Origin of the sequence: Aliivibrio sp. S10_S31, assembly GCF_014694495.1 — a bacterium.
GTDB lineage: Bacteria > Pseudomonadota > Gammaproteobacteria > Enterobacterales > Vibrionaceae > Aliivibrio > Aliivibrio fischeri.
The window spans coordinates 220,138-232,278 of sequence record NZ_JAAUWR010000001.1; the positions used below are offsets into that span (position 1 = coordinate 220,138).

9 protein-coding genes and 1 pseudogene are annotated in these 12,141 nt (G+C 34.9%); 9 read left to right on the top strand and 1 reads right to left on the bottom strand.

What is annotated here, in order from left to right; translation table 11 throughout:
- Positions 1–74: 74 nt before the first annotated feature.
- The 9 genes from HC728_RS01085 to HC728_RS01125 all read left to right on the top strand — a co-directional run bounded on the left by HC728_RS01085 (position 75) and on the right by HC728_RS01125 (position 11,709).
- The gene (locus HC728_RS01085; protein ID WP_190395034.1) at positions 75–377 is read left to right on the top strand and encodes a helix-turn-helix domain-containing protein; all 303 of its coding nucleotides are present in this window, start codon (positions 75–77) and stop codon (positions 375–377) included.
- A gap of 199 nt (positions 378–576) precedes the next feature.
- Positions 577–1,776, top strand: a complete 1,200-nt coding sequence (locus tag HC728_RS01090; RefSeq protein ID WP_190395035.1) for a TniQ family protein — start codon at positions 577–579, stop codon at positions 1,774–1,776.
- Positions 1,777–1,779: 3 nt separating this feature from the next.
- On the top strand, positions 1,780–3,852 hold the full coding sequence (locus tag HC728_RS01095; protein ID WP_190395036.1) for a type I-F CRISPR-associated protein Csy2: 2,073 nt from the start codon (positions 1,780–1,782) through the stop codon (positions 3,850–3,852).
- 9 nt (positions 3,853–3,861) lie between these two features.
- A complete protein-coding gene (gene csy3 / locus HC728_RS01100) occupies positions 3,862–4,896 on the top strand; it encodes a type I-F CRISPR-associated protein Csy3 (RefSeq protein WP_190395037.1) in 1,035 nt (344 codons plus the stop codon).
- Positions 4,897–5,538 (top strand): type I-F CRISPR-associated endoribonuclease Cas6/Csy4, encoded by a 642-nt coding sequence (gene cas6f / locus HC728_RS01105; protein WP_190395038.1) that lies wholly within the window; start codon positions 4,897–4,899, stop codon positions 5,536–5,538. It begins immediately after the preceding gene.
- Positions 5,539–6,662: 1,124 nt separating this feature from the next.
- Positions 6,663–7,508 (top strand): reverse transcriptase domain-containing protein, encoded by an 846-nt coding sequence (locus tag HC728_RS01110; protein ID WP_190395039.1) that lies wholly within the window; start codon positions 6,663–6,665, stop codon positions 7,506–7,508.
- The gene (locus HC728_RS01115; RefSeq protein WP_190395040.1) at positions 7,508–8,863 is read left to right on the top strand and encodes an ATP-dependent endonuclease; all 1,356 of its coding nucleotides are present in this window, start codon (positions 7,508–7,510) and stop codon (positions 8,861–8,863) included. Before HC728_RS01110 ends, HC728_RS01115 begins: the two co-directional genes overlap by 1 nt.
- A gap of 280 nt (positions 8,864–9,143) precedes the next feature.
- The gene (locus HC728_RS01120; protein ID WP_190395041.1) at positions 9,144–10,181 is read left to right on the top strand and encodes a hypothetical protein; all 1,038 of its coding nucleotides are present in this window, start codon (positions 9,144–9,146) and stop codon (positions 10,179–10,181) included.
- A 1-nt stretch (position 10,182) separates the two neighbouring features.
- A complete protein-coding gene (locus tag HC728_RS01125) occupies positions 10,183–11,709 on the top strand; it encodes a hypothetical protein (protein WP_190395042.1) in 1,527 nt (508 codons plus the stop codon).
- Between the two features lie 68 nt (positions 11,710–11,777).
- On the opposite strand, the pseudogene HC728_RS20380 reads toward HC728_RS01125, so the two are convergent.
- Positions 11,778–11,879: pseudogene (locus HC728_RS20380) on the bottom strand (regulator); the annotation flags it as partial.
- Positions 11,880–12,141 lie beyond the last annotated feature (262 nt).

A 12,141-nucleotide genomic window follows, 5' to 3' on the forward strand; every position in this document is an offset into this window, starting at 1 on the left:
GGATTGCTAAGTATACAAGAATAAGTAAAACTTAGACAATCTAAGTTATTAAAGGTTTTTATGATGATGAGTTTGTGGACAGAGAAAATCCAATTCCAAAGCGACTTAAAGAAGCTCGTAAACGTGCCAAAATCACCCAAAAAGAGCTGGGGATTAGAATCGGTATGGAAGAGAGTTCTGCGAGTGGGCGCATGAACCATTACGAGAAAGGTCGCCACACACCTGATATTAGTGTACTGCAACGTATGGCAAAAGAACTTGGTGTTCCACTGAGTTACTTTTTTTGTGAATCTGATTCGTTAGCTGAATTGAATCTATTAATAGGGAAAATGAGTGAGGAAGAACGGGTTAAGTTAATAGAATCACTAAAGAAATAAAATCAAAAAAGCACTGCTATTTAAAAATCTAAATATCAGTGCCTTCCCACACCTACTTAAACTCCATTAAGTCTACATAGAATATAAATGCGCTATAGCCCTCACATTCTGAACAATTACCCTACCTCTTTTTTGACATTCAATAGAATCTAACCTAAAAATAAACTTAGGAATCCTCAGTTTTAAGGCGTAATGAAAAATGCTTAATCCAATAGAGCTTTATGAAGATGAATCGCTAGAGAGCTGTTTATTAAGGATCAGTCAGAATAATTGCTATGATTCTTTTCAAGATTTTAGTGATGAAGTTTGGTTTCAAGTCAAAGAAGAGGATCGTGAGGTTCGAGGAACTTTCCCTGCAACCCTAAATACTGTAAATATCTATCACTCTCACACATCAAGTGACTTAATGCTCAAAGCACTAATTAAAATTGAGCAGTGGCTTGAGATAAATAACTTCCCTTTATTAAAAAGCGCCTTAAGTAGATCAAGCAGTACTTTCTTACGCCAACATTCTGCTGTTTTTAGAAATGGTGTTGATATACCAAGAATCCTGCTCAGAAAAAATGGAATTCCAGTATGCCCTGAGTGCCTAAAAGAGAACGAATACATACGTCAAGAATGGCACTTCATCACTCACGATGTATGCACAAGGCATAAAATAGGTCTATTACATCACTGCCCAGAGTGTAAAGCCTCTATCAATTATCAAGAAATTGAAAACATTACGAATTGTCAGTGTGGATTCAAATTCAGTGATCACTTAGCTCCGCAAGCAAATAGCAATGCCTTACTCATTGCACAATGGCTTAACGGCGAAAACACTAAATTAGCTAATATTTGGGGAGAACACCAAGCAATATCATCTCGCTTTGGTGTCTTACTTTGGTATATCAATAGATATAATCTGACAGATGATTTTTCTACTTCATTTGTAAAATATTCATTGAATTGGCCTACTAATTTCTATTCCGAACTCGATGAACAAATAGATAAAGCTAAAACAGTTCAGATTAAACCTTTTAATAAGATATTTTTTAATGAGATATTTGATAGCCTGTTATTAGATTGCCAACGCTTACCTACACGAGAATTTAAAACGAATCCTATATTAAGTCATGTATATCAGTACTTTCTATCTCGCTACCAAATTCAACCTAACTCTGATGTCTTTTCAATCTTGCTAAGCCCCTTAGAGGCATCGAGCTTGCTTTCTTGCACTACCGATCAAATCTATCGTTTATATGAATTAGGTTTTCTTAAATTAGGCGTTAAGCCAAAACTGCATCAAAAAATAGCAAGTCACCAATCAGTTTTTACACTCTCAAGTATTATTCTAGTCAAGCTTTCAAACATGCAATCCAGTCAAGATGAATTGCATCAATACCTTTCAGCGTGGTAACTAATGGAATTTACAGATATTCTCATCATTCAAGATGTAAAGGAACGCAACAGAGCTTTAAAGGTTGCATTTGCTCACTACTCTTCAGCTATTTGTATTGATGATCATGAAGTCGAAGCGATTACATGCCTACTTAATTTGTGTACGCCAAAAACGGAGGATTACCTAGACAAAACTAGCGCATCTCTGTTTTTAAATAATCATGATAATATTCAAAAGTGTCTTGACGAACTTAAGTGGTTCCATAGTCACAATGTTAAATATCCAGATTGCCGAGTTAAAGGGCAAAACATTATTTCTTTACCAATTGACTCCGTAGATAACACCATAAACAGTAATGTAGTTCCTTATCGATTAGGTTGGTCTCATGACAGTGGAAAGGTTAACTATACTCATTTTCTACTCTCTTGCTTTAAATGGAGAGGAGTACAAACAACTCTTAGTCAATTATTCATAACCGACACGCTGTTTTGGTTAGATATTATAAAAAAAATACAATGTAACTGGACCAAGAAACAAACTGAGCAATTTATTCATTCCATACAAAAAGAAATGCCAGCAAAAATACTTCCAGAAGTTATCAGCCCATACTCAAAACAGATCTTATTCCCGTATAAAAATGACTATCTAACTTTAACTCCTGTTACTTCTAACTCAGTTCAAACATGGTTAGAACACCAATCTAGGAAACCTAATTATATTCGTTGGATTAAACGAGAAAGTAAGCACCCTGCTAGTGTAGGCGCTTTATCATCTTCTATCGGTGGTTACCATAGCTTACTATCTTCGCTTCCAAGCACATCACAATCAGCACACTCATATCACGATAATATGACTAGCAAAACTGAATGTAGAGAAGCTTTTTGTACTTCAGCTATCACTGAGAAAAGTACGACTGACGCATTACAAAGGCTCATCAGTTCTGAAGTAAGAATGAATGTGAAACATAGAAAACAAATCAGAAAATCAGGAGTTCATTTCATTAGACAAAAAATAGCTCTTTGGCTTACTCCTCTGATTCGATGGAGAGATCATATAGATAATAACCAGATACAAATCACTAATGACCATCCATCATTAGTTAACCTATTCTTGTCGTCTCCTATTGCTAATTTTCCCGACTTATTAATGCCATTGCATAATCACCTAAATCAAACTCTAGGAAAGAATAAATACACAAAACGCTTTGCTTATCACCCTGATTTAATGCCTATTTTCAAATCACAAATTTCATGGATTCTGAATAAACTAGCACAAGATGAAAATATAAATCAGCAGCCCGTTCTACCTAGAACCCAATTTATCCATCTTAAAAATTTAAGGCTATACAATGGCAATGCGTTAAGCTCCCCCTACGTTTGTGGACTACCTTCATTAACTGGTTTTTGGGGATTTATGCATGACTTCGAACGAAGATTAAAAACAAAGATTGAAGAAAACATTCATTTTGAAGCTTTCAGCCTATTTGTTCATCAATATGAATTACAATCATCTCCTCCGCTCTGTGAAGCTTCGGATGTTTATAAAAAAAGAGAACTATCCCCTGCAAAACGTTTATTAACACAACCTTCTTATTCTTGTGATATGCGTTTTGACCTCATTATTAAAGTTCACACTGAGGTTAATTTAAGCGATATTAATCAATGTATACTATCTGCAATTCCTGCTCGCTGTATTGGTGGTACGTTACATCAACCTTCATTACATGACAGCTTAGAATGGCTTACAACCTATACATCGTCTGAGCATTTATTTGAAGAATTAGCTTGTCTTCCTAACTCTGGTCGTTGGATATACCCACCATCTAAAACATTTAACACTCCAGATGAATTTCTTTCTATATTGGGAAATAGCACACACCTTGCTATTTGTAATGGTTATTCATTTCTTGAAGATCCAACAAATAGAGAGAATGTGAGCCTTAATCAACACGTATTTTGTGAACCTTTAATTGGATTAGCAGAGCAAGTAATACCTATAGATATGAGACTTAACCGACAAAAACATTATTTTTCAAATGCTTTTTGGTCGATCAATAGTGATTTCAATTCTATTCTTATTCAAAAGCATGAGTAAGGATACGCTATGAAGCTGTGTAATAACCTGAACTACACTCGATCATTGTCACCGGGAAAGGCTGTTTTTTATTATGAAAGTAAAGATGGTCAAATGAATCCTATTAAGTGTGAGCAAACTCATTTAAGAGCGCCTAAAGCTGGATTTTCAGAAGCTTTTAATAGCGATTACTCAACTAAAAACACTGCTCCACAAGACCTTTCCTTTAGTAACCCTCAATTTATTGAAGAATGTTATGTTCCTGTTGGTATTGATGAAATCAAAATCCGATTTTCATTACGTATAGAAGCAAATTCATTACAACCAGATAAATGCTCTGATATTCAAATTATAGAGATATTGCAAGCTTTCGCCACCAAATATAAAGAAAATGGAGGTTATCAAGAACTTGGTGAACGATACGCAAAAAACTTACTTTCTGGTACTTGGCTATGGCGGAATGAGCATAATCTAGGTACAAGTATTTCAATAAAAACAACAAGTAACCAAGAATTTAATGTCGATAATACCTTTAAGCTATTAAGAAGAGCCTCAGCTAAAGATAAAAAAACAATATCAAAGCTAGGAAGTGAAATCGCAAGTGCATTATCTGACCCTGAGCATTATTACTTTGCCGATATTACAGCAACAATCAATGTAGCTTTCTGCCAAGAAATCCATCCTAGCCAAGAGTTTTTAGACACTAAAGAAAAAGGGAAACCAAGCAAAGTATATGCAAAAACGTTACTTCTAACTGGTGAAAAAACCATTGTTTTTCATGCACAAAAGATTGGAGCAGCAATTCAACTTATCGACGATTGGTGGGCTGAAGATGCCGATACTCCCTTAAGAGTAAATGAGTTTGGTGCTGATCATCACAATGTCATAGCCAGAAGGCATCCTTCGCATCGCAATGATTTTTATACTTTAATTCAAAACGCAGATAACTACTGCGCGCAACTGGATGAAAATTCAGATATTACTGATGATATGCATTACGTTATGGCCGTATTAGTTAAAGGAGGGCTGTTTCAAAAAAGTGCTTCTTCAAAAAAAGGAAAGTAGATGCTCACTCACTATTTTAGTATTACGTATGTGCCTGATGATTGTGATAATGAGTTATTGGCAGGACGTTGCATCGCTGAATTTCACAAGTTTATCTCTAGTCTAAGGCTGATAGAAAACAACTCTTTTGCCATTGGCTTCCCAAATTGGTCTGAACAAAGTATTGGGAATGAATTTGCTATTTTTTCTGATAACTCTGAATTATTAAGTGCCATTAAGTACCAGCCCTATTTCAATTTAATGAAGAGTGAGGAATTATTTTCTATTACAGATATCAAGCCTGTGCCAAATAATCTTCCTCAAATAAGATTCATCAGAAACCAATCTATCGGTAAAATATTTATAGGTTCAAAAAGGCGTAGAATTCAGCGTTCAATTACAAGAAACAATAAAGAACATACACCCATATCAAGTGAAGACAGGGAATTTGATATCTTCCATAAAGTGTCGTGCTCTAGTAAAAGTAAACAGCAGCAATTTATTCTTCATATTCAAAAAGATATCACCCCGAGGACTATAGATTCTAAAGGTAGCTATAACAGTTATGGCTTAGCGACAAATAGTAAACATTTAGGCACTGTTCCTGATTTATCAAAAATACTATTTTATTGCGAAGAAAAATTATCAAATAAAGATCAATGAGTTAAAAAGTCACCTTCAACATTGGTATTTTAAAGGAAACGCTTCAATATTTTGATTTTTAAGAATATCTACCCTATATTTCATTGTAACCTGCCGAATAGGCAGCCAAGAATTTTATCAAAAATCCCAAGATCATTTAAGTGTTCGTAACCTGCCGGATAGGCAGCCAAGAATAGGTCAGGAAGAAAGCAACCTATTATGCTGGAATAGCAGTAAAACATTCACTTAATCGCTCTGTTTTTACAGAGCTTTTTTGTGCCTTTTTTTAAGTGGTGAACTTGATTTTTATCCATTCCTAAATTGGGCAACAAGCTGTTACCCAATTAGAGAATAGGTTGTTTGGCTATCTCTATATGTACTACTAAGCAGGATTATTATCTTTAATTATCAATAAGTAACTCATTACGCAAGTTGCGTTATGCAACTTGCATAATTAAATTTAAGATGGAATGGCAGTCTGTGGTTAGCTTAAAATTGATCATTTTTCTAAAGGTTATTGGGGAATGTTTTAACTCGTTTATGCGCCAAAAGACCCTAGGAAGGTTCGATTCCTTCAACCCACACCAATATAGCCAGTAGCCAAAGCGCTACTGACTATGTTTAACCCAATGAAAACAATGACATATAACATAAACTATCTAGTGTAACATGTTTCGAATTGAGTTCTGGTCTAACACACACGGTCCTTTATAAGTAAAAACAGTAATTTATTCACATTCTAATTTTAGCGTTTTATCCTACTAATACTTGATTTCGAAACGGTCTACAATTGACACAGTATCAATCTAGATATAACCTATTAACATGCTAGAGACTAGGAGTAGCTCCAGTCGTTAACTAGCCTCTACCTGCGTTTAGGTATGTTACTTGTGCACGTTTCCTTTATAAAAGGGCGTGCATTTTGTAATTCTAGCCTCTAGAAACTCGTACTTTTTTCCTCGCGCCTCCCATATTGTGTAAAATCTTTTGATTCACTTTTCACTCTCGTTATAATAAGTACAAACTCAACCAGCCTAATCGTGATGAAAAAAAGTTCACTAGAACAATTATTTACATTGATACTACATGGAAAGTATAGCTTTTCTGAGTTCCTTGAGTGCGACCTAGAAAACGAACTGACCGAAATGACTGTTAGATCGCGAACGCTTTACTCCCCAAGCAACAAACTAAAAAGCTTTCACTATTTTATCAACATGGTGATTGGTGAGCAGTTAAACATTAATACCAATGTTGTATTTTCATATAGGAAAGGGAAAAATGCTTTGGCAGCGGTACAAGTTCATCGCAAGAGCAAATATTTTTTTCAAACAGATATTCGTGCTTTTTTTTCAAGCATCAATAAGCAACTGATCAGAAAAGCTCTTTTGAGAAGCAGAGACAACATTCCTGTATTGGACCTGGATATCTACTTGGATAGGATCGTAGATATGGTAAGTGTTGGTAATTCACTAGCTACGGGTTTTTCAACGTCACCTTTGATCAGCAATAGTGTTCTTGTAGAGTTTGATGATGCTCTGGTCAACTACTGCACAACAAACAATCTCATCTACACAAGGTATTCGGACGATCTCATTATTTCGTCGAAAAATACAATCGATCATTCAATTGAAAATGTGATCGAAAGCTTTTTAAGTCAATATTATAGCGATACGTTCTCACTCAACGCTCGTAAAAGTAGATATTCTCATATTGGTCAAAGAATCAAAATACTTGGGATGGTGATACTGCCAAACGGTGATATCACCATTGATAGGAAGCAAAAAAAAGAAATTGAAGTATTACTTCATTTTTATAGAGAAGATAAAAATAAATTCAGAGAACTACTGAATGATGATATGGATAAAGGCTTCGCCAGAATATCCGGAATTCTGAACTACATAAAAGTTGTAGACGAAGGATACCTACATAAATTGATGAGAAAATATGGCGTAACTGTCATCGACACTTTAATGCGGAAGGCCTCATTATAATGCAAATAAATATTAACGTAAAAAATGTTCAACACATTAATGAATTTCAGCTTGAGTTAGATGCAAGTCAACATGGTTTAAAATGCATAGTTGGTAAAAATGGTGTGGGTAAAACTACAATCATCAAGTGTATTCGAAACTTGTCAATCTCAGATACTTTTGCCAAAACATCTTCTGATAACATCTTTTCTACTGATAGTGAGATAACGTATGACCTTGGAGGTGATGCATATACGTTTAGCTATGATACATCTACAAAAGCTTTGGAACTTAAGACACCAATTCCAACCGCTTTGAGAAGCGAGATTGATGTTGAGCTGCCTATTCCACACGGTAATCGATTTAACTTTTTTCAAAGTATCAGTAATGCGAACGGCGCCATTATAAAGGCCATTGCACTTAAAACTTACCAAACTCCTGAAGAACTTATTGAGCTTCTAAATTCCATATATTCGACTGACAAGTTTAATGAACTTATCGAAGTACAAGAAAAAGGAAGTAGTTACTACGCTCTATTGGATGAGGATGAAGGTCGCTATATACGAGAAGACTACTTGAGCTCGGGGGAGTTTTTTGTAATCAGCTTATATCGAAAAATTAAAAGTCAAAAAAAACTCATTGTGATTGATGAGCTAGATATATCACTGGATGCTGCAGCTCAAGTATTGTTAGTGAGAAAACTTAGGGAATATTGTCAAACATACTTAGTTAACATCCTATTTACAACTCACTCTCTTGCTTTAATGAGAACACTAGACGACAGTGAGCTATTTTATCTCAGAAATATCAGTGGAAAAGCTGAGATCTCGCAAGTTTCTTATAACTACATAAAAAGCGTACTATTTGGTTTTGAAGGCTGGGATAAGTACATTCTTACTGAAGATGAAACACTTCAAGGCTATATAGAATACCTAATCAATAAATTTTGCCCAGAGGTTTTTTATCGATATAAAATTATTTACGTCGGCGGTGGAGAGAATGTGGTCGATTTAATGGAAAGGAATATAGATAGTACGTTTTTATCGTCCCCAGAAAATGTCATCTGCATTCTTGATGGAGATCAAGAAGGAAAAAACCATGTAACTCGTCATGACAATGTTTACTGTATACCCCAGCAGAGTGTCGAAAAAGATTTGTATGCATCGTATATGGATGGCGATGGTGCGATACCAAGATTAACTGGACATCACTCTAATCTTGGGACTAGGGCTCCTGATAAAAGCTTATATAAAAAGTTGGTTAAAGGTCAGTTAATGCCTATTAACCAGATTTATGATTTTGTGACAAACAAACATCAACCCGATGTAAATGACTTTGTTTCCTGTCTTCAGGCATTTTTGCGTAACCCCGCTTAACACTAGATACTTTTCCTGATCCAAATAACCCAAGCTAGTACTAATACTCTAGCTTGGTTCTGTCCAAAAAAGAGTTACATGTACAATTCTCCTACCAAAAATCCATTATTCTCTTACTGTTAGATTTGAAGTTCCAAATATAATACGGAGTGACAATCTCTTGATGAAACTTAAGTTTCCATATAAAAATAGTGTCCATATCACTGAGTGCATAAATTTACGATGTTTTTGATATCGCATTCTGCTAGATTCTAAGAAAATTTATATAGGACTCTGATTTATGAGCGAAGATACAGTGGCTACAACTACCGAAGTAGAAGCACCTCAAGATAATCCAATTGAAACATTGCGTATATACGATTTGGAACACGGTATTGGTTATAAGAAAAGTGATATCGATTTATCTGAGAACAGCGACTTATTATCTTTTCTTATCAAACTGTCTCAGGAAACAATGAATAGTAACTCTTCTAGATCTTATACCTTTAATGAAGGAGCTTATGCTGAGTCAGAGCTTCACTCGCTCTTAGATGACCCAGACTTACACTCTACAAATATTGCAGATCACTTGTATGAAGCAGAAGAAAAATCGCGTTTCAAAACTTCCGATGGTTCATTCATCATCGCAAAACTAAAAACAAAGCAACGACATTGCTACCTACTTACAAAGCTTGATTTTAAGAAATATTTTGAAGAAAAAACGTACAAGCTAAAATCAGGTTTACCTGAAGACAAAGCAGTTTTAAAATCTTGCTTGGTAAATGTTAACCAAGACGAAACTTTCCAAGACGCTATCTACTTGACGGATAAAAATGGTGCTATCTCATACTTTTGGCATACTGATTTTCTTGATTCTACACCTATGCGAAACAACGAAACCAATACCAAAGAAGTGTTCGACCTAGTTGGGCGTCTACTTAGAAGTAAAGTAAAGAAAGTATCTGAAGCTGATTTTTTTGGCTTAAAAGATTGCGTAAATTCTTACTTCAACACGAAGGAAGTCTTCAATTTTGATGAGTTTATTGAAGAAACAATTGATGCATACACTCCTTTAACTGAAGGGTTTACAGTTGACGATTTTGTCTCTAATTTACGTGAAGCTAAAAGAACTCGCGAGTTTGACGGTTCCTTCGAAATAGACAAAACGTATATCAAAAAGAAGATTAAAGAAACTATTACAATTAACGACGGGGTAACTTTGGTAATTCAAGGCAGTACTAACGACATTATCTATGAGGTCACTCATGATGATAAAGATTACATAATGATTGAGAACAATTCTCCACGCGGACGATTCAATAAAAAAGAACTCGATTAATATGCCTGCTCAATTTTTTGAAGATGAAAACACCTACTCTTGTGCATTAACTCTAGATGTAGAGGATTGGGCTACTCATTTTAATAACTTTACAAACACTGTGCTAAATGCTCAAAACCACTCAGCCAGATATAGCGTCACAATCTTTCATGCTGGAGATGAAGAAGAATCTTTTGAACTTGACGAGCGCTCACTGGACAAAGTTCAAAAATGTACTTCGGATATTTTGGATTATGAAACCGATAAAACAAATGTATCGATAAAGCTTGTGGTAACTAAAATAAATCTAGATCGTGTCTTGCAAGTCTACTCAAGTGAACATTTTATAACATATCTTGAGTCTAAAAAAATGACCCTTCAATTTAAATACATACTTTCCACTTGGAAAGACAGGTATGACAGGATCAGACATACAAACTTTGACGCTGACATATCAGACATTTCATTTACTTGTGGTGACAACCATATACTTTCAAACAAAACTCGTGCTCTGCATAACGTAATTGATATAGAAAGTTGCTATGTAGAATACCTGAATGATCTAAACACTAAGTTCTTTAATGATACTTTACTATTTGACTACATTCTTAAGCTAAGAACTTTAGCATCACTCGCCATCCTTTGCCGAAAGTGTTCATTAGATCGACTTAACTTCGTATTTGATGGAGACAAAACTTTAAACTTGGCCAATGAAGAAATTAAGTTCTACCACAGCTTTGGGCAGGTAATATACGACATGTATTTATGGGGTTATTGTGATGAAAGACACCCTACACGCGTTAGTATTATTAATCACGTTATCGCCCAGCACCAGCATATACGAGACTCTTTTAAGCGTTATGTTTTTGATATTTTAGAGTCTAACTATAAGGTTTATATAGCTGATAATTTTGAACAATATGTAGAAGTAACCTCAAAACTATCAGATTTTCTTTATGAAACGACAGCCAAAATAGGCGATAAGATTTCTGACAGCATTTCTTCAGCAAGAAATGTGCTGATACTTACATTATCCTACTTTTTTACAATTATCGTATTCACTGGTATCGACAAAGGAAAAGTAGAAAATGTATTTAATTTTGAAATTGCCGCTTTATCGACAATCTTCATCTTTGGAGGGCTGCTAAACCTCCATTGGATACGAAAAGAAATAGTCTCAAACACAGAACTAGCTCGAACTCAATTGAATGAGATGGTTGATAGGTACACCTATTACATAGGTGATAGCGAATTAAATGGTATAAGGAAATGTAATTCTTTGTCTTTGGTTGAAACTAAAGCGAAACAGCTACGAGTCTACGTCTCAACAGCTCTAGTTTTACTAGTTCTATTAATTTTTGTTTGGTGGATGTACAGCTTAAAGAGCCCTTTATCATTTTGGGATTCTATTGTTGCTGATACACAAAAGACAACTGAAGCTCTTATTAAAACTGAGGACAATGAAAAGCAAGATAAAACACTTAATATCATCTCGGCAAATCAAGATAAGCCAGACAAAGCCATACCTGCGCAGAAAAACATGCTATAACGCTAACTGATACCTCAAAATAAAAGCTCCTAAAGAAGCTTTTATTTTAACCTCGTAATAGCACCCACTTACTTAAGTGATTTGGTTGTCGTTACTATTTCTAAGTCTGACTGAATTTCTAGTAAAGCGATTCCTGCCAGTATTTCTTGTGAAATTACAAACTGACCAGTTGACGTTTTAGCTTATTAATCTGCATGTGAAATCCTACTCTCTCACCTTTCTTAATAGCACATGAAATAAAATTACATACTAAAATTACAGTCATATTTTAAGATAAAACATTTTGCAGACTATTACTGTAAAACTATGTGATCTTATGTTGCAAATTAAAAACTAAGCTTTTGATTTTTAAAGGACCTTATGCAGACTTATGTTGCAAGCATCACCATCTAGCGTTTGCAAATTCCAATACTTATCTACGATTTCCTTTAG

Excerpts from the sequence above, each read along its gene's own strand:
- cas6f (WP_190395038.1), top strand. The coding sequence starts at position 4,897 with ATGCTCACTCACTATTTTAGTATTACGTATGTGCCTGATGATTGTGAT.
- HC728_RS01095 (WP_190395036.1), top strand. The coding sequence starts at position 1,780 with ATGGAATTTACAGATATTCTCATCATTCAAGATGTAAAGGAACGCAAC.
- HC728_RS01090 (WP_190395035.1), top strand. The coding sequence starts at position 577 with ATGCTTAATCCAATAGAGCTTTATGAAGATGAATCGCTAGAGAGCTGT.
- HC728_RS01120 (WP_190395041.1), top strand. The coding sequence starts at position 9,144 with ATGAGCGAAGATACAGTGGCTACAACTACCGAAGTAGAAGCACCTCAA.
- HC728_RS01125 (WP_190395042.1), top strand. The coding sequence starts at position 10,183 with ATGCCTGCTCAATTTTTTGAAGATGAAAACACCTACTCTTGTGCATTA.
- HC728_RS01110 (WP_190395039.1), top strand. The coding sequence starts at position 6,663 with ATGACTGTTAGATCGCGAACGCTTTACTCCCCAAGCAACAAACTAAAA.
- HC728_RS01115 (WP_190395040.1), top strand. The coding sequence starts at position 7,508 with ATGCAAATAAATATTAACGTAAAAAATGTTCAACACATTAATGAATTT.
- csy3 (WP_190395037.1), top strand. The coding sequence starts at position 3,862 with ATGAAGCTGTGTAATAACCTGAACTACACTCGATCATTGTCACCGGGA.